This window comes from Streptococcus sp. HMSC034E03, assembly GCF_001811505.1.
In the GTDB taxonomy this organism is placed as follows: Bacteria; Bacillota; Bacilli; order Lactobacillales; family Streptococcaceae; genus Streptococcus.
The window spans coordinates 62,156-80,840 of record NZ_KV805000.1 but is presented as its reverse complement, the minus strand read 5'-3'; the positions used below and the strand labels follow the sequence as shown (position 1 = coordinate 80,840).

The window sequence follows — 18,685 nt, the reverse complement described above, 5'->3', positions numbered from 1 at the left end:
TAGTTGTCTCCTGATTATTGTCTTATTTCTTTAATTCTACCAAATTTTCATTGATACGGCGATAAATTGTAGTCAAGTCAAGCAAAGTTTCTTCGACAGCAGGAGTCAATTGTTCCTCTGTCATACGCCATGACCAGTTTCCACCAAGAGTAGATGGGAAGTTCATACGAGCTGAACCATCCAACTCTAGCAAATCTTGCATAGTGGCAATCGTCATGAAACTTACTGATGCGAAGGCTGTACGAAGCATAGCATGCACCACTGTTTCGTACTCTTTACGGTTTGTGTAGCGAGCCATATACTCACGAGTTGGATCATCAATCTCATCACGGTACCAACCAAGAACAGTGTTGTTATCGTGTGTTCCTGTATACATAACTGAGTTTGCTGGTGCCAAGTGTGGGCTGTCGATACTTTCGTGTTCTGGATTGAAAGCAAATTGAAGGACTTTCATTCCTGGGAATCCAGTGCGCTCACGAAGCTCGATGACTTCATCAGTCATGAATCCAAGGTCTTCTGCGATGATGTTCAAGTCACCAAGTTCTTCTTTAACAGCTGCAAAGAGTTTGTAATCAGGTCCTTTCACCCATTTACCAGGTGCCGCTGTTTCAGAACCCGCAGGAATTTCCCAGTAAGACTCAAATCCACGGAAGTGGTCGATACGCACGATGTCGTAAATCTTAAAGCTTTCACGCAAGCGTTCAATCCACCATTTGTAACCATCGCGATCCATTGCTTCCCAGTCATAGATTGGGTTACCCCAAAGCTGACCAGTCGCAGAAAACTCATCTGGTGGGCATCCTGCGATGCAAGTTGCTTTCCCGTTTTCATCTGTTTTAAAGAGGTGTGGATTTGCCCACATATCGCTTGAATCTTCCGCTACATAGATTGGCATATCACCGACAATCTCGATGTGGTTTTCGTTAGCGTATGCTTTCAATTTCAACCATTGTTTGAAGAAAAGGTATTGGGTTACGCGGTGGTAAACAAGCTTGTCAGCTAATTTCTCACGGTAGCTTTCAAGAGTTGAAGCTTTACGAGCACGGGCATCTGCATCTGGCCATTCTGTCCAAGCAAGATTATCAAAATGCTCCTTGATAGCCATATACTCTGCAAATAGTTCAAGCCATGATTGATTTTCTTGAGCAAATTTTTCGAAGTCTTTGACATCTCCGACTTCAAGGAAACGTTTGACAGCTTTCTCTAGAAGTGGACGACGTGCATAGTAGATTTTAGCGTAGTCAACTTCAGTTGGGTTGCTACCAAAGTCCACACCTTCAAGATCACTTGCTTCCAACAGACCTTGCTCCACCAAGATATCAAGATCGATAAAGTGAGTATTACCTGCAAAAGCTGAGAATGATTGGTAAGGAGAATCTCCATAGCTAGTTGTTCCCAATGGAAGGATTTGCCAGTAGCGTTGCTTAGTGCGAACCAAGAAGTCAACGAAATCATAGGCGCTTTGACCAAATGATCCGATTCCGTAAGCCCCTGGAAGTGATGAGATGTGCATCAACACACCACTTTGACGTTTTTTCATAATAGCACCTCAAGTGTTTGTAGTTAAATATTTCATTTTTACAAGCGCAAACGTTTGCGCCAAGTAAAGTATAACCCATTTCAAAAAGAAATGCAAGCGTTTCAACAAAAAACTTTTCAATTTATTTACTTTATAGCTTTTTTAAAAAACTATATTCTTATTTTTTCACCTCTACAAAAACATCTACAAACTATGCAAACGTTTCCCTTCAATTATTTTTGAATTGAAATTTATATGATTTCATCCTTTCCTTCCTATTATATAACCAATTTTAGAGATTAACCAGTTACAAGCTTTTTAAATTTTTTTCAAAAAACGCTTGCAACCGTTTTCTGTTTGTGCTATACTAAGTTCATAAGAGAAAACGTTTGCGTTTCCTTGAAATCAAAATTTGTTATTCTTTAGGAGGAATACACTATGTCAACTAAATTCATGAAGAGCGCAGCTGTACTTGGTACTGCTACTCTTGCTAGCTTACTTTTAGTAGCTTGTGGAAGCAAAACTGCTGATAAAACTGCTGACTCTGGTTCATCAGAAGCGAAAGAAATCACTTTCTACGTTGAAGATCAATATAAAGCTTTTGCAGAATCAGCTGCCAAAGCTTACGAAAAAGAAGCTGGTGTAAAAGTTACTATTAAAACAGGGGACCAATTAGGTGGACTTGACAATCTTTCACTTGATAACCAATCAGGTAAAGCTGCTGACGTCATGATGGCACCATACGACCGTGTAGGTAGCCTTGGTACTGACGGACAACTTTCAGAAGTTACTTTGAGTGACGGTGCTAAAACAGACGATACTACTAAATCTCTTGTAACTGTTGGTGGTAAAGTTTATGGGGCTCCAGCCGTTATCGAGTCACTTGTTATGTACTATAACAAAGACTTAGTGAAAGAAGCTCCTAAGACATTTGCTGACTTGGAAGAACTTGCTAAAGATAGCAAATATGCCTTCGCTGGTGAAGACGGAAAAACTACTGCTTTCCTAGCTGACTGGACTAACTTCTACTACGCATATGGACTTCTTGCTGGTAACGGTGCCTACGTGTTTGGACAAAACGGTAAAGACCCTAAAGATATTGGTCTTGCTAACGATGGTGCTATTGCAGGTATCAACTATGCTAAAACTTGGTATGACAAATGGCCTAAAGGTATGCAAGATACTGAAGGTGCTGGAAACTTGATCCAAACTCAATTCCAAGAAGGTAAAACAGCTGCTATCATTGATGGACCTTGGAAAGCTCAAGCATTCAAAGATGCTAAAGTAAACTACGGTGTTGCAACTATCCCAACTCTTCCAAACGGTAAAAACTACGCAGCCTTTGGTGGTGGTAAAGCTTGGATCATCCCATCAAGCACTAAGAACCTTGAAGGAGCTCAAAAATTCGTAGACTTCCTTGTTTCAACTGACCAACAAAAAGCATTCTACGATGCAACAAACGAAATCCCAGCTAACACTGAAGCTCGTACTTACGCTGAAGGTAAAAACGATGAGTTGACTACTGCTGTTATCAAACAGTTCAAGAACGCTCAACCAATGCCAAACATCTCTCAAATGTCAACAGTTTGGGACCCAGCTAAAACAATGCTCTTTGACGCTGTAAGCGGTAAGAAAGATGCTAAAACAGCTGCAAATGATGCTGTAACATTGATTAAAGAAACAATCCAACAAAAATTTGGTAACTAATTGATTGATTCAAGGGGGATTTAAAACTTATCCCCCTTGATTTTTAGATATTAACAGAACTCAGCTTGACGTTCACATCTTATGAAAGGAGTACTCATGGAACAACAACCAAGAAAAGCAGCCTTGCTTTCATTGATTCCTGGGTTGGGGCAAATCTATAACAAACAAAAAGCCAAAGGTTTTATCTTCCTTGCTGTAACATTAGCTTTTGTCCTCTATTTTATAGTACTTGCAGCACCTGAATTGAGCAACTTGATCACACTCGGTGAAAAACCTGGCCGTGACAACTCTCTCTTTATGTTGATTCGTGGTGCATTTCACTCTATTTTTGTAATTGTTTATCTAGCATTTTATATTCTCAATATTAAAGATGCTCATACCATTGCAAAACGTATCAATAATGGCATTCCTGTCCCATTGACACTTAAGGATATGATTAAAGGTATCTATGAAAATGGATTCCCATACTTGCTCATTATCCCATCTTACGTTGCCATGACATTTGCCATCATCTTCCCAGTTATTGTAACCTTGATGATCGCCTTTACTAACTATGATTTCCAACATTTACCACCTAATAAATTGTTGGACTGGGTTGGATTGACCAACTTCACAAATATCTGGAGCTTGAGTACCTTCCGTTCAGCCTTTGGTGCCGTTCTTTCTTGGACTATTATCTGGGCTTTGTCTGCATCAACTTTACAGATTGTAATCGGTATCTTCACAGCTATTATTGCTAACCAACCATTCATCAAAGGAAAACGTATCTTTGGTGTTATCTTCCTTCTGCCTTGGGCAGTTCCAGCCTTCATCACTATCTTGACATTCTCAAACATGTTTAACGATAGTGTTGGTGCTATCAATACTCAAGTTTTACCACTTTTTGCTAAAGTTCTTCCATTCCTCGATGGGGCACTCATCCCTTGGAAAACAGACCCTACTTGGACTAAGGTTGCCTTGATTATGATGCAAGGTTGGCTTGGATTCCCTTATATCTATGTCCTTACTCTCGGTATCCTACAGTCTATTCCAAACGACTTGTATGAAGCAGCTTATATCGACGGTGCAAACGCTTGGCAAAAATTCCGCAACATTACTTTCCCAATGATTTTGGCTGTTGCGGCACCTACTTTGATTAGCCAATACACCTTCAACTTCAACAACTTCTCTATCATGTACCTCTTCAATGGTGGTGGTCCTGGTAGTGTCGGTGGTGGAGCTGGTTCAACCGATATCTTGATCTCATGGATTTACCGTTTGACAACAGGTACAGCTCCACAATACTCTATGGCGGCAGCTGTTACCTTGATTATTTCAATCATCGTCATCTCTATTTCTATGATTGCCTTCAAGAAACTACACGCATTTGATATGGAGGACGTCTAAGATGAATAACTCAATCAAACTAAAACGTAGACTGACTCAAACCCTCACTTACCTCTACTTGATCGGACTTTCAATCGTCATTATCTATCCTCTTTTAATCACGATTATGTCTGCCTTCAAGGCTGGTAACGTTGTGGCCTTTAAACTCGACAGCAATGTCAACTTTAGTCTTGATAACTTCAAAGGGCTCTTTACAGAAACCTTGTACGGTACCTGGTACCTTAATACTTTGATCATCGCTTTGATCACTATGGTCGTTCAGACAAGTATTATCGTGCTTGCTGGTTATGCTTACAGCCGTTACAACTTCTTGGCTCGTAAACAAAGTTTGGTCTTCTTCTTGATTATCCAAATGGTGCCAACAATGGCCGCTTTGACTGCCTTCTTCGTTATGGCCCTCATGTTGAACGCCCTTAATCATAGCTGGTTCCTCATCTTCCTCTACGTCGGTGGTGGTATCCCTATGAATGCATGGTTGATGAAAGGTTACTTTGACACCGTGCCAATGTCTCTTGATGAGTCTGCAAAACTTGATGGTGCAGGACACTTCCGCCGCTTCTGGCAAATCGTTCTCCCTCTTGTTCGCCCAATGGTGGCGGTACAAGCACTCTGGGCCTTCATGGGACCTTTCGGAGACTACATCCTCTCTAGTTTCTTGCTTCGTGAGAAAGAATACTTTACAGTTGCCGTTGGTCTACAAACCTTCGTTAGCAATGCGAAGAACTTGAAGATTGCCTACTTCTCAGCAGGTGCTATCCTCATCGCTCTTCCAATCTGTACACTTTTCTTCTTCTTGCAAAAGAACTTTGTTTCAGGACTTACAAGCGGTGGCGACAAGGGGTAATATACCCCCCGCCACCCTTTTTCATTTTGGAACTTGTCCTTACTTAGATAATCTGATGAGAAATAAAAGTTTAAGGTAAGGCTTCTTGTTTGTGAACAATTTAAAGCAAAAGCCTACTTTCAACCAGCATTGTACCTGACCCACTTGAAATTAAACACATTTCTCTATATAATACTCATATAGAAAAATGCCTTAGAAAGAGAATTATGTTGCCATATCCATTTTCTTATTTTAATAGTATCTGGGGATTCCGTAAGCCCCTATCTCAACGTTTTGGTCTCAACTGGTTCCAACTGATTTTTACCAGTATCTTCTTGATTAGCTTGTCGATGATCCCTATTGCTATCCAAAACAGTTCTCAGGAAACTTATCCTTTAGAAACTTTCATCAATGATGTCTACACTCCTTTGACGGATAGTGTGGTTCAGGATTTGGCTGCCAATGCAAAGATTGTAGATGGTAAGTTGAGCTATGCAGGTTCATCTCCTCATCAAGCTTCTATCCAAATCGGAGACCCTTCTAGTTCAAACTTCCCTGAGGAATTACTTCTGAACTTTGAACCTGAGAAACTCATCATCAGTAAGCAAGGAAAAGAATTGACCAGCATTCGCTATCACGCGATAACGACTGAGAGCTTCCAAAGCAAGGAAAGCTTAACACAAGCCATTTCTAAAGACTGGTATCAACAGAATCGCGTCTATATTAGTCTCTTTCTTGTGCTAGGTTCTAGCTTCCTCTTTGGACTTAATTTTTTTATTGTTGCTTTAGGTGCTAGCCTCTTGCTCTACTTCACGAAAAAATCGCGTCTCTTTTCATTTAAAAGCTACAAAGAGTGCTATCATTTCATTTTGAACTGTTTAGGATTACCAACCTTACTTGCTATGATTCTAGGTCTCCTAGGCCAAAATATGGCCACTTTAATTACTGTTCAAAATATTTTATTTGTTCTATACCTGGTCACTATCTTTTACAAAACGCATTTCCGTGATCCAGACTACCATAAGTAGGAGATTATTATGCCTGTTACGATTAAAGACGTGGCCAAGGCTGCTGGTGTTTCACCTTCAACCGTAACCCGTGTTATTCAAAATAAATCAACCATTAGCGATGAAACAAAAAAACGCGTTCGCAAGGCTATGAAGGAGCTCAATTACCACCCCAACCTCAACGCTCGTAGCTTGGTAAGCAGTTATACCCAAGTTATTGGCTTGGTGCTTCCTGACGACTCAGATGCCTTCTATCAAAATCCTTTCTTCCCATCTGTCCTCCGTGGTATCGCCCAAGTCGCCTCTGAAAACCACTACGCCATTCAGATTGCGACAGGTAAAGATGCCAAAGAGCGTCTTAAAGCTATTTCTCAGATGGTCTATGGTAAGCGTGTAGACGGTTTGATTTTCCTCTATGCCCAAGAAGAGGACCCTTTGGTTAAGTTAGTAGTAGACGAGCAATTTCCTTTCCTTATCTTAGGTAAATCTCTATCTCCCTTCATTCCACTTGTCGATAATGACAATGTCCAAGCTGGTTTTGATGCGACAGAGTATTTCATCAAAAAAGGATGCAAGCGAATTGCCTTTATCGGAGGTACTAAGCGACTCTTCGTAACACTAGACCGTCTGACAGGTTACGAGCTAGCTCTCAAACAATACCAACTTCCTCTCGATACTAATCTGACTTACTTTGCTACTGAATTTCTTGAAGATAATGGTTATCGCTTTAGTAGACTTCTCTTCAAACACAATCCAAATATTGACGCTATTATTACCATTGATAGTCTCCTTGCTGCAGGGGTCTGTGATTACATCGCAAAACACCAACTGGATGTCCCTGTCCTCAGCTTCGACTCAGTCAATCCCAAGCTCAACTTGGCGGCCTATGTCGATATCAATAGTTTGGAGCTTGGTCGTGTTTCCTTTGAAACTATTCTCCAGATCATCAATGATGCTAAAAACAACAAACAAATTTGTTACCGCCAGTTGATTGCCCACAAAATCGTTGAAAAATAAAAAAGCCCAACTCTGACAATATGTTCAAGAGTTGGTTTTTTCGTTCTATTCATTGTTATAAATAACTATTAGTAAACTAGAGCAAGGTATCACTAATGGAATTTGAAGATGTCCTGAAATCTTTAGTTTTCGACTTCGACAAATCGTCCTAGGATATGAACATTTTCTGAAACAGAAACAAAGGCCGTCGGATCAACTTGCTTCATGATTAATTTAAAATCATTGAACTCTGCACGAGTGATAACCGTAATCAAAACAGCCTTACGCTGGTGATTATAAGTTCCTTCAGCATCATGGATCATGGTTGCGCCACGGTGCAATTTATTATGGATCTTCTCAATGACGGCATCTGGATTGCTAGTAACAATCATGGCCTGCATGCGTTTTTGCTTGGTGAAAACTGCATCTGTCACACGACTTGAGACAAAGATGGTAATCATGGAATAAAGGGCATATTTCCAACCAAAGGTCACTCCAGCAATCAACATGATGGTACCGTTCACCAAGAAAGAGATACTTCCGACGTTGCGACCTGTCTTCTTACGAATGGTTAGGCTGACAATATCTGTTCCGCCACTGGAGATGTTATGTCGTAAAGCAAAGCCGATCCCCAATCCCATGACGACTCCCCCAAAAAGGGCATTGATGATTGGATCCTCTGTCAAGACCACCACAGGCACAAACTGGATAAAGAGCGAGCTCATGGATACCGTGATAAAGGTAAAAATCGTAAACTTATGTCCAATTTGGTACCAGGCTAAAATCATCAGCGGGATATTGATAGCGTAAAATGCTACTGAAATTGGGAAATGAAACCCAAACCAGTGGTTACTTAGAGCAGATATAATTTGGGCCAAACCTGTCGCACCACTTGAATAAACGTGCCCTGGTTGGAAAAAGAAATTAACGGCTACTGCTGATAGAAAACCATATACCAGAGAAGCTGAGATTTTTTCATCGTATTTTTCTCGAGAAATACTTTGTAAAACACGCAAAATCTTTACTCGATAAGCAAAGCGGCGAAGATAATGGTACCACTTTTTAGTTAGTTTCGTTTGTTTCATCTTGTTCTACTTGTAGATTAAGTTCCTCTAGTTGTTTAAGAGCTACTGTTGATGGTGCTTGCGTCATTGGGTCAGTTGCCTTGTTGTTCTTAGGAAAGGCGATGACTTCACGAATATTTTCTTCTCCAGCGAGCAACATGACAAAACGGTCAAGACCGATAGCCAAACCACCGTGTGGTGGGAAGCCATAGTCCATAGCTTCCAAAAGGAAACCAAACTGGTCATTTGCTTCTTCGGCTGAGAAACCAAGAGCCTTGAACATACGTTCTTGAAGGTCTTTTTGGTTGATACGAAGGCTACCGCCACCAAGTTCATAACCGTTTAGGACGATATCATAGGCAATGGCACGGACCTTAGCCAAATCACCTTCAAGCTCATGAGTAGTTTCTGCTTGAGGAAGGGTAAATGGATGGTGGGCACTCATATAACGGCCTTCTTCTTCAGACCATTCAAACATTGGCCAGTCAACTACCCAGAGGAAGTTAAACTTGTCGTTATCAATTAAGCCAAGCTCTTTGGCAATACGTCCACGAAGAGCCCCAAGTGTTGCATTGGCTACTTCAAGCGTATCAGCCACAAAGAGAACCAAGTCTTTATCTTCAAGAGCAAGCGCTGTTGTCAATTCTTCTTGGATACCAGTCAAGAACTTGGCAACTGGTCCGTTTAATTCTCCATCAACCACCTTGACCCAAGCAAGACCTTTAGCACCATACTGCTTGGCCACCTCTGTCATCTTGTCAATATCTTTACGAGAGTAGTTGTCTGCTGCACCTTTAACTACAATTGCTTTAACCGCAGGAGCTTCTGTGAAGACTTTGAAATCTACACCCTTGACAAGATCTGTCAAGTCTTGAAGCAACATCTCAAAACGAGTATCAGGCTTGTCAGAACCATAAAGAGCCATGGCATCATCATACTTCATACGAGGGAATGGCAGTGTTACTTCGATGCCTTTTGTTTCCTTCATCACGCGCGCAATCAAACCTTCTGTGATATCTTGAATTTCTTGCTCAGTAAGGAATGAAGTTTCCAAGTCGACCTGTGTAAACTCAGGTTGACGGTCTCCACGTAAATCTTCATCGCGGAAACATTTGACGATTTGGTAGTAACGGTCAAATCCCGCATTCATTAACAACTGTTTTGTAATCTGCGGACTTTGAGGAAGGGCATAGAAATGACCCTTATTGACACGAGAAGGCACCAAATAGTCACGCGCCCCCTCTGGTGTTGACTTAGAAAGGAATGGCGTTTCCACATCAATAAATTCCAACTCATCCAAGTAGTTGCGGATAGAATGTGTTACTTTGGCACGAAGTTTAAGATTTTCCAACATTTCTGGACGACGAAGGTCAAGATAACGGTAACGTAGACGCGTATCATCGTTCGCTTCAATGCCATCCTTGATTTCAAATGGTGTTGTTTTGGCTGTGTTAAGTACAGAAAGAGCTGTTACATTCAATTCAACTGCACCAGTCGCCAACTTATCATTGGCTTGCTCACGTGCAGCAACTTGACCAGTCACCTCGATGACAAATTCACTACGAAGGCTTTCAGCTGTTGCCATCACCTCTGCAGATACTTTTTCTGGGTTGATAACCAACTGCATGATTCCTTCACGGTCACGAAGATCGATAAAGATCAAACCACCAAGGTCACGACGACGGGCTACCCATCCTTTCAAGGTAATTTCTTGTCCGATGTGTTCCTCACGAACACGACCAGCATACATACTACGTTTCATGTTTTCTCTCCTCTTTTATTCTGTTACTATTTTACCATAAAAGCGCAGGCTCTTCATGAAAATCATCAGAAAAGTTGAGAAGAATCCTGCTATAAATGAAAAAATCCAGCAAAATCATTCGCTGGACCTTATTTTACTTGGTATTTCTTTATTTTTTTCGCTTTTCAGCAATCTCTGCAGCCTTTTTAGGGAGAACAATCTCCGTTGCATAGGCTGTCGCAAATCGCATAATACCTGCGATTGGTGCAAAGATAACTGCTAGATGGTTATAAAAGAAATCCCCTTTAAAAGCATAGGCAAGCGCTCCAATAATGAAGAAGAGTACAACTGCCTGAATCACTGCTAATAATATCACTCGTTTCATGACTTCCTCCTGAGTCTATTATAGCATGAGAATCATTAAAAATCCGATTAAATTATTTAAAGCATGTAAAGCAATGCTGTATGCCAAACCACCTTTGCTGATATATGCCAAGCCCAAGCTCAAACCGAGGGAACCATACACTAGGAATTGTTGAGGAGTGCCAGGGAAATGAACAAGGGCAAAAATGATAGTACTTACAAGAAGAAAGAGTACTGTCTGCTTGACGTTATCCTGCTGAGGGAAGACATAACGAGCTAACAGACCTCTAAAGGTCAACTCTTCTGTCAGGGGTGCAAAGACAACAATCATGAAGAAAGAGAAGAGAGGTTGATTATGAGTCAATTGTTCTGCCGTCTGTTGACTGACAGATGGATCATTTGGTAAGAAATTTTGTACAACAATGATAAGGACCCATACCAAGGCAGGCAACCAGATGTATTTGTTAAGGCCCGTTTTTTCTATCGTAACAGTTCCTGTCTTATACCACTTGTATGTTAAGAAGGTAAAAGCTCCTGCTAATAGAATATAAAGCGGAAGAACACCGACTATAGGTGCACCTGAACCAAGAGCAATCAGAGGTAAAGTCTGAATAAAACCGTAGATAAACAAAAATGATAAGAAAGCTAGAACAAACCAGCCAATGCTTTTAAGTGTTTTCATAAAAGACTCCTATTTAAAATAACGTTTTGTTTTTCTTAATTGTGCGATAGTTATATAAAAATGAATGACGACTAAAAGAACTAAGGCAACCACTTGTATTTCTCGTAAAACAACTGATAATACTATCAATAAAAAATAGAGTGATGGCAGTAAAATCTGATTCAACCTAAACAGAGTTAAATAGGCACTTTCCATCTCTGCCTGCTTTTCTCCCTCATCATAACTGTTAAGATATGCTAAAATATCTTTTGGAGTGTAATAAACAGACAGTTTATAGTGTCGAACGATAAAAATAGTTCGCAACAAGTAATTGGCAACAATAATGTATAAGCATAATAGAATAAGAGCAGGAAGAATTAGCAAGGTATTCTTAAATATCGGAGAAATCAGTATGATCCCACTGATCATCATTGCTATCATCAAAACATTTGAAGAAACCGAACCATAATCTAAGTAACGATAGGCTCTTACATAGGTCTGATCACTATCTTCTTCCTCTGCCACCCTTTGATAAAGAGTATAAACTGCACGACTTTTGCCAAGATAATACATGGCTAAGATGAAGGAAATTCCTCCAATAACGAGAGCGAGTCCATAAACAGTGTGTAAGACTTGTGACATTTGAATCTGTTCAGCTATACCTCTAAGAGTGTAAGCAAAGGCTCCTACAAAAGCACTTAACATACACACTACTACTCTCAACCATTTACGATTATTTTTCATTTTCTGACCTCTATCTAAACTAGCCAATAACCTTAAATAGTTTCAGTGATCTTTTCTATTTAAAATAACGTTTCACCATAGGTATCTGCATTATATTGATATAAATATGGATTATAGCTACAGCTAAAAGACCTAATAACTGAATTTCTCCCGTAAGTACAGAAACGATATCAATCAAAATATACAAACCTGGTAAAACATATTGGTTTAATTGAAATAAAATTCGAAAACTCTGTTCCAAATTAGCTTGTCGTTCTCCTTCATCGTAAGAATTTACATAATCTAGCACATCCTTTGGAATAGAGAAAAATGCCAAATCAAACTGACGAACAATCGAAATCGTCTTGAAAAGATATTTTTGAAGTACTGCAGCTAAAATAAGAGCTGGAACAGAAAGTCCTAGAACGATAAAACTTGTACGGAGTATCACCACTTCATTCATAGAGATGAATAAAGCTAATATAGTCATAACTGACACAATGTTAAAAGCAATCGTACCAAACTCGAGATTTCGATACATTTGTACATAATAAGTTTCATTCACATCGTCATCTATTTCCATTTGATATAAAGCATGGAATTTCCGACTCTTTTTTAAGAAATAGATAGTTAAAAAAATGCTAATCAAAGCTATCAATAAACAGGAAGCTGAAATCCAAGGAACTAGAGTATTCAGATTAAAACTTGTGCCCAATGCCCAAGCACGACCTGCAAGCATACCTGTAAAATATCCTAAAACACCAATCGCTAAGAAGTATAAAATTCGTTTCTTTTTCATATTCATCCCCCTCTAAACTAATCCAACTAACCACTGACCAAAGACTTTACCTGATTCATAAATTGCTGTCAAGCCCTCTGTTCCAAGTGATACTAAAATCAAACAAACAGCAAACAAGAGAATAGCTTGCTTTCTGGCTTTTTTCGCCCCTTCTCCTAAAGGATTTCTCCCAAGCCAACCTGCTAGATAAGCATATAGGATGACTGTTAAAATCCCAAACTCTGTTGACCAAAGAAACAGCAAAATGGCTACTAAACGGATGACGTTAGTCTTGATATTAAAATAATTTCCTAAACCTGCACAGACACCTGCAAGTTCTTTTTGTTCTGTATCTACTTGAAATCCTGCTAAAAACTCTTTCATTTTCATTCTCCTTTTTCACTTGCTAGATTTTTGGATTTCTTTTCAATCCATTCAATTACTGGGATGAGGGCAAAGTAGGTCCAAATAAATTGGTCGCTTTGATATGGATTAAACCAGCCTAGGTCCATCCCAATCAGTAGAAATACGCTGACTAATAAAGCTATGGCCACTACATAATAAATCACTTTATACTTGTTCATCATTTTTCTCCTTTTTCTTCAACCGATTGAAAATGGACAAGAGGGCTAAATTAAGCCAAAACAAATACTTACTTTCATCAAAATAAAACCACCCCAGTAATGTTCCAATCATAGCAAAAGCATTCACATAAAGGGCAAGAACACTCATATGATAAAGCACTCTATACTTGTTCATCACTCATCCTCCTCTAAGCGAAATACCGATTCGACTGTTTCGTTGAAAATTTGAGATATTTTCAGGGCAATGATAATGGATGGGGTGTACTCATCCCTTTCTAATAGGCTAATGGTCTGTCTGGAAACCCCTGCTAGCTTGGCCAGGTCGGTTTGATTGAGACCATCGCGAGCTCGAAGCTCTTTTAAACGATTTTTTAGTTGCATGTTACACACCTACTCTCCGTCAAATTCAACAGTTTGGATATCCTCAATACGTTGCAACATAAATTTTTCTTTCCCCTTTTTATCAACACTACGTAGTTTGACCCATTCCTCATCAACATCCACAACTTCCCATAAATTTGTTCCAAACACTTGTCCAACGATTGTTGGGCTTTTCCCAATTAATTCTTTCAATAATCTTGACATATCTATATTTCCTTTCTCTTTTCTTTCGATTACCTTTAACCTTTTCTCTAACCGCTTGATTTTTTTAGATTGACTACTATAAATCAAGACGAGAAAAGGAAAAAAAATCCATACCCACATGTGGCTCCCTCCTATTTATTTATTTCTTAACTTGATTTCATTGTAACACATCTTTTTCTTTTTGACAATCATATTTGTCAAAAAGTTTAAGATTTTTGTCATTTTGCAAAAGAAAAAGGTCAGGAGTAAGATCCCGACCAGTTTATCTGTTATTAAAATCCGAGTTTTTCAAAGATTTCTGTGAAGTTTTGACTGATAGCACCAAGCGAAACTTGCACTTCTTCTCGAGTTTGGTTATTCTTAACTGTCACTTGTCCGCTTTCGACTTCACTCTCTCCTAGGGTGATGAGGGTCTTAGCCGCAAAGACATCAGCTGACTTGAACTGAGCTTTGAGCTTACGGTTGAGGTAATCACGCTCTGCTTTGAATCCTTGTTGGCGAAGAGCCTGTACTAATTCCAAAGCCTTGACATTTGCCCCTTCGCCCAAAACTGCGATATAAACATCTAGGGCGTTTTCGATAGGAAGTGCTACACCTTGTTTTTCAAGGACTAAAAGAAGACGCTCAACACCAAGTCCAAAACCAAATCCAGCAGTCTCAGGACCGCCGAAGTAAGCAACCAAGCCATCATAGCGACCACCTGCACAGACTGTCAATTCATTGCCCTCGATTTCTGTGATAAACTCAAAAATCGTGTGGTTATAGTAGTCCAAACCACGCACCATGTTGGTATCGATGATATAATCTACTCCGAGATTTTCCAACATCTGACAAACAGCATCAAAGTGAGCTTGACTTTCTTCATCCAGGTAATCCAAGATAGATGGTGCATTCTCCACTGCCACCTTGTCTTCTTTTTCCTTAGAGTCCAAGACACGGAGAGGATTTTCCTCCAAGCGACGTTGGCTATCCTTAGACAAGGTCTCCTTGAGCGGTGTTAAGTAGTCAATCAAGGCCTGACGGTAAGCCGCACGGCTCTCAGGATTTCCAAGAGTGTTGAGGTGCAATTTAACACCTTGTATGCCAATTTCTTTCAAGAAGTGGGCTGCCATAGCGATAGTTTCTACATCGGTAGCTGGATTGCTAGAGCCAAAGCACTCCACACCAATCTGGTGGAATTGGCGTAAACGCCCTGCCTGTGGACGCTCATAACGGAACATAGGTCCCATGTAGTAGAACTTACTTGGCTTTTGCACTTCTGGGGCGAAGAGTTTGTTTTCCACATAAGAACGAACGACTGGAGCAGTTCCTTCTGGACGGAGAGTGATATGGCGGTCACCCTTGTCATAAAAGTCGTACATTTCCTTGGTTACGATATCAGTTGTGTCTCCAACCGAACGACTGATGACTTCGTAGTGCTCAAAAATAGGCGTGCGTACTTCTGCATAGTTGTAGCGTTTGAATATTTCACGCGCAAATCCTTCAACGTACTGCCATTTGGCAGACTCAGCAGGTAAAATATCCTGCGTTCCTTTTGGCTTTTGTAATTTCATAGGGAATCCTCTTTATAACTTAATAGTCCTATTTTACCATAAATGAAGGGATTGGGACAGTCTGAAAAGAAGACGAACACCTAAATTTCATTTTTCAGATTAAGACTAGCTAGGAGAATCGCAATCAAGGAAAGACCAACAAACAGAGCCCATGTTAACTGTATATCCCATACTGCCACCAGTGAAAAACAGGCCGTCCCCACTGGTATGGATAGAGTAAACAACAAGCCTAAAAAATTACTAGTGCGAGATAGAACCTCTGGAGCGAGATTTTTCATGAGCAGAGCACTAATCTTTGGAGAAATTTTCCCAGAAACATACATGGTAAAAAAGACGAAAAGCATCCCGAGCAAAACTTGGTTTAACAAATTAGATAGGCCAACTAGACTGGCTCCTAATGTAACCCACATCATCAATCTAGGCAAAGATTGCTTCCCAAAATAGTCATTTCCCGTAAGACTACTGATGATAACTGCTAATAAGGTAATCAATTGTAAGATAAACAATGCATCCTTGTAGGAAAAATTCAGTAAGGAATGATTTAAAAGGAAGATGTTATAGATACCACCTAAGGCACCACCCAAAGCATTGATAAGCAAGATAGCAAAGAGCATAAAACCAAAGTTTTTCTGTCCACTTTTAAGAAAAACGAGACGTAAATTTCGGTAAATCGTTAAAAATTGATCTTTGATAGAGAGTTTCTCATTTTTCAGTGATTTACTATCAACAAGTGGAGTTGATAAGCTTAATTCAGCCCTTCCTAAAAAGAGAACGAGAGCTGACACTAGGAAAAATATGGCATTGATTACCGCTACGAGCGAAAAGTTCTGTGTTGACACCCCTAATAGCCAAACTCCAAAAGCTTGGCCGCCAATCGCAGAGATGTAGGTAATAAACTGCGAAAAGGAATAGGCCTCCATCAGATCTGACTCTGCTACCTTTTCTTTAACGAGAGGCATTCGCAAGCCACCAGCAAAATCACTGGCTACATCACTAAGGACATTGATGAGGCAAAGGGTCGAAAAGGCAAAGAAACTAGCTTGCTGAACAACTAGGGCTGCTAGAAAAAATAAAACCGCCTGAAATAAACCGACATAGGTCATCCATTTGACCTTGTCCTTGGTATAATCTGCACGAATTCCTACAAAAACTGTAAAAAGAGTTGGAAGCATCATCACAACATTCGCCATAGCAACGGCAACAGAAGCCTCTGGCAAAGTCGAGGCATAGACCACGAATACTAAATTAAAAATGGAAGCACCAAAAGCATTGAAAAAGCGTGATAAGCTCAAAACTCTGTATGCTTGATTTCTTAGTAATAGTTTCATATAGATTCCTTTCTTTCTCACATTCTACTTTTATGGTAGTTCTAGTATAGCATCAAGAATCCCTCGAGAATACTTTTTTGAATATATGCAACAAACTAAACGAATAACGAAAACGCTAGAATTTTCTACTACTAATAAGTATCTTCACAGTCCTATCGTTTCAAGTTATTTTATCTAGTTGCAGATATTCAACACTCCATGGCACTTCTATAATAGTCAGCAGATCTGCTACAACCAATCATCTCAAAAATACGAATAGCATCCTCCATCTTTCTCTGCCCTTCCTCTACTCTTCCTTGCTTACTATCAAGCAAACCTTCTGCCCATAGGTAGACTATTCGAAAATAGGTTTCATTTTCTTCAAAGAAGTTCTTTTCAATTTGTTTTTTAAAATAGAGGGCATTGGTAAAATCATCAACTTCAATACAGGCCATAAAAGCATTGAGGAGCAAGGTATGCATCATATTTCGATTTTTCCCAACTCCTTGCAAGAAATCTGACTTCCGCAACATTTCTCGAGAGTACTTTGTAAAAAGCTGGACTGATAAAAGCGGAGAGCAGGAAGAAAAGAACAACAGTTCATAGTGTCCCCAAATTTCGACAGAAAATAGATAATCATGTAGGACTCTTTCTTCCTCAGCGGTCAATGTAACCATCTCATCAATGGCTTTCATATAGGATTTTATTAAAATAGCATTGAGAATGTGTTGCTGTCTATCTTTTGAAAAAGGAAGTTGTTGATACTCTCTCTGGTAGAGAGTGCGCAAGGATGTCAAATCTTGAGGGTCAATAGCCTCAACTATTCTGTTTCTAAATTCAGAATAGGCATCCTGATGAAAACCTCTCGCCAAAAATAACAATTCTTCCATACTCGCATGAATATTCTCCAAAGCTGCGATTAACTTTGGAGCAGATATTTCACTCTGACCATTTTCAAAACGCGACAATAAGGATGCTGAAAAGCGTCCACCTGTTGCTTTTCTCAAGGAAATTTTTCTTGATTCTCGTAACTCTTTAAAAACTTTTCCTAAATTCTTCATCCTCTTACCACTCGTCTTTTATTTTTTCCTATTTTACCACATTTCCTAATAAATACTAGTTCCAAACCAGCATTTACAATCTGCCACAGGCATGATACAATGAATAACATCAGATATACGAAGGAGAATTTATGAAAAAGAATATCTTGACGACCCTTGTAGCTGCCCTTGTCTACTTTCTCTGCATCGGAGTGGGGGTTCTACTAGGGAACCTTGTCGACCACACTGGAAATATGTTTTACGCCCCTGCCTTTTCTGCCCTTGTGGGTGGTAGCGTCTATATGATCCTTTTAGCAAAAGTGCCTCGTTTTGGAGCGATTACTACGATTGGACTTGTAATTGCTCTCTTTTTCCTCGGAAGCAAGCATGGTGCTGGTGCCTTTCTTCCAGGAATCATATGCGGTCTTGCAGCAGATGGCATTGCTCATCTTGGCCACTACAAAGATAAGGTCAAGAACCTTCTTTCCTTCCTAGTTTTTGCTTTTGGTACTACTGGTCCCATCCTACTTATGTGGCTAACTCCTCAAGCCTATATCGCAACCCTCGTAGCTCGCGGAAAATCTCAGGACTATATTGACCGCATCATGGTCGCGCCTAACCCTGGTACTATCCTTCTCTTTGTAGCAAGCATCCTCATTGGTGCTTTACTCGGTTCCCTTATTGGACAAGCGCTGAGTAAGAAATTCGCAGATAAAATGTGATAGAAAAAGAACCACACGGCTCTCAGTAGGTAGACAAACCCTTTCGGTAATTTTACTACATCTTGAAAACTCTTAGAAATGCTGATACATGCTATTTTGGCTCTATAATATTTGTAGTGGGTAAAT

General features: G+C 39.9%; 21 protein-coding genes. 6 read left to right on the top strand and 15 right to left on the bottom strand.

What is annotated here, in order from left to right:
- Nucleotides 1-22 precede the first annotated feature (22 nt).
- Nucleotides 23-1,540 carry a 4-alpha-glucanotransferase gene (gene malQ / locus HMPREF2805_RS09600; protein ID WP_075232328.1) on the bottom strand — a complete coding sequence of 506 codons (1,518 nt, stop codon included), beginning with the start codon at nt 1,538-1,540 and terminating at the stop codon, nt 23-25.
- 417 nt (nt 1,541-1,957) lie between these two features.
- Here malQ and HMPREF2805_RS09595 point away from each other — a divergent pair, with 417 nt between their 5' ends.
- The 5 genes from HMPREF2805_RS09595 to HMPREF2805_RS09575 all read left to right on the top strand — a co-directional run bounded on the left by HMPREF2805_RS09595 (nt 1,958) and on the right by HMPREF2805_RS09575 (nt 7,459).
- Nucleotides 1,958-3,226: an extracellular solute-binding protein gene (locus HMPREF2805_RS09595; RefSeq protein ID WP_075232327.1), complete on the top strand. Its 1,269-nt coding sequence runs from the start codon at nt 1,958-1,960 to the stop codon at nt 3,224-3,226.
- A gap of 96 nt (nt 3,227-3,322) precedes the next feature.
- Entirely contained in the window at nt 3,323-4,612 is a 1,290-nt protein-coding gene (locus tag HMPREF2805_RS09590; RefSeq protein ID WP_282434658.1) for a carbohydrate ABC transporter permease, read from the top strand.
- Nucleotide 4,613: 1 nt separating this feature from the next.
- On the top strand, nt 4,614-5,456 hold the full coding sequence (locus HMPREF2805_RS09585) for a sugar ABC transporter permease (protein ID WP_006149616.1): 843 nt from the start codon (nt 4,614-4,616) through the stop codon (nt 5,454-5,456).
- A gap of 206 nt (nt 5,457-5,662) precedes the next feature.
- The gene (locus tag HMPREF2805_RS09580; RefSeq protein ID WP_075232325.1) at nt 5,663-6,463 is read left to right on the top strand and encodes a DUF1189 domain-containing protein; all 801 of its coding nucleotides are present in this window, start codon (nt 5,663-5,665) and stop codon (nt 6,461-6,463) included.
- Between the two features lie 9 nt (nt 6,464-6,472).
- Nucleotides 6,473-7,459: a LacI family DNA-binding transcriptional regulator gene (locus tag HMPREF2805_RS09575; RefSeq protein WP_075232324.1), complete on the top strand. Its 987-nt coding sequence runs from the start codon at nt 6,473-6,475 to the stop codon at nt 7,457-7,459.
- A 122-nt stretch (nt 7,460-7,581) separates the two neighbouring features.
- On the opposite strand, the gene HMPREF2805_RS09570 is transcribed toward HMPREF2805_RS09575, so the two are convergent.
- The 14 genes from HMPREF2805_RS09570 to HMPREF2805_RS09505 form a co-directional block, all read right to left on the bottom strand.
- Nucleotides 7,582-8,523, bottom strand: coding sequence for a YitT family protein (locus HMPREF2805_RS09570; protein ID WP_075232323.1), 942 nt, complete (start codon nt 8,521-8,523; stop codon nt 7,582-7,584).
- On the bottom strand, nt 8,501-10,264 hold the full coding sequence (gene aspS / locus HMPREF2805_RS09565; protein ID WP_075232322.1) for an aspartate--tRNA ligase: 1,764 nt from the start codon (nt 10,262-10,264) through the stop codon (nt 8,501-8,503). The genes HMPREF2805_RS09570 and aspS overlap by 23 nt, the downstream gene beginning before the upstream one ends.
- A gap of 148 nt (nt 10,265-10,412) precedes the next feature.
- Nucleotides 10,413-10,628, bottom strand: coding sequence for a hypothetical protein (locus HMPREF2805_RS09560; protein ID WP_060955102.1), 216 nt, complete (start codon nt 10,626-10,628; stop codon nt 10,413-10,415).
- Between the two features lie 18 nt (nt 10,629-10,646).
- Nucleotides 10,647-11,288, bottom strand: coding sequence for a CPBP family intramembrane glutamic endopeptidase (locus HMPREF2805_RS09555; protein WP_075232321.1), 642 nt, complete (start codon nt 11,286-11,288; stop codon nt 10,647-10,649).
- A gap of 9 nt (nt 11,289-11,297) precedes the next feature.
- Nucleotides 11,298-12,011 (bottom strand): DUF3169 family protein, encoded by a 714-nt coding sequence (locus HMPREF2805_RS09550; protein WP_261676375.1) that lies wholly within the window; start codon nt 12,009-12,011, stop codon nt 11,298-11,300.
- A gap of 55 nt (nt 12,012-12,066) precedes the next feature.
- The gene (locus tag HMPREF2805_RS09545; RefSeq protein ID WP_075232320.1) at nt 12,067-12,789 is read right to left on the bottom strand and encodes a DUF3169 family protein; all 723 of its coding nucleotides are present in this window, start codon (nt 12,787-12,789) and stop codon (nt 12,067-12,069) included.
- 12 nt (nt 12,790-12,801) lie between these two features.
- Nucleotides 12,802-13,152 (bottom strand): PspC domain-containing protein, encoded by a 351-nt coding sequence (locus tag HMPREF2805_RS09540; protein WP_075232319.1) that lies wholly within the window; start codon nt 13,150-13,152, stop codon nt 12,802-12,804.
- Nucleotides 13,153-13,154: 2 nt separating this feature from the next.
- Entirely contained in the window at nt 13,155-13,352 is a 198-nt protein-coding gene (locus HMPREF2805_RS09535; RefSeq protein WP_075232318.1) for a hypothetical protein, read from the bottom strand.
- Complete coding sequence (locus HMPREF2805_RS09530; protein ID WP_075232317.1) at nt 13,339-13,527, bottom strand: hypothetical protein; 189 nt, start codon at nt 13,525-13,527, stop codon at nt 13,339-13,341. Before HMPREF2805_RS09530 ends, HMPREF2805_RS09535 begins: the two co-directional genes overlap by 14 nt.
- Entirely contained in the window at nt 13,527-13,733 is a 207-nt protein-coding gene (locus HMPREF2805_RS09525) for a helix-turn-helix transcriptional regulator (RefSeq protein WP_001176227.1), read from the bottom strand. Before HMPREF2805_RS09525 ends, HMPREF2805_RS09530 begins: the two co-directional genes overlap by 1 nt.
- A gap of 9 nt (nt 13,734-13,742) precedes the next feature.
- Complete coding sequence (locus HMPREF2805_RS09520) at nt 13,743-14,057, bottom strand: hypothetical protein (RefSeq protein WP_075232316.1); 315 nt, start codon at nt 14,055-14,057, stop codon at nt 13,743-13,745.
- A 152-nt stretch (nt 14,058-14,209) separates the two neighbouring features.
- A complete protein-coding gene (gene hisS / locus HMPREF2805_RS09515) occupies nt 14,210-15,490 on the bottom strand; it encodes a histidine--tRNA ligase (protein WP_075232315.1) in 1,281 nt (426 codons plus the stop codon).
- An 80-nt stretch (nt 15,491-15,570) separates the two neighbouring features.
- Nucleotides 15,571-16,818, bottom strand: a complete 1,248-nt coding sequence (locus HMPREF2805_RS09510) for an MFS transporter (protein WP_075232314.1) — start codon at nt 16,816-16,818, stop codon at nt 15,571-15,573.
- A 188-nt stretch (nt 16,819-17,006) separates the two neighbouring features.
- Nucleotides 17,007-17,858 carry an Rgg/GadR/MutR family transcriptional regulator gene (locus tag HMPREF2805_RS09505; protein WP_075232313.1) on the bottom strand — a complete coding sequence of 284 codons (852 nt, stop codon included), beginning with the start codon at nt 17,856-17,858 and terminating at the stop codon, nt 17,007-17,009.
- A gap of 131 nt (nt 17,859-17,989) precedes the next feature.
- Here HMPREF2805_RS09505 and HMPREF2805_RS09500 point away from each other — a divergent pair, with 131 nt between their 5' ends.
- Nucleotides 17,990-18,559 carry an MptD family putative ECF transporter S component gene (locus tag HMPREF2805_RS09500; protein ID WP_075232312.1) on the top strand — a complete coding sequence of 190 codons (570 nt, stop codon included), beginning with the start codon at nt 17,990-17,992 and terminating at the stop codon, nt 18,557-18,559.
- Nucleotides 18,560-18,685 lie beyond the last annotated feature (126 nt).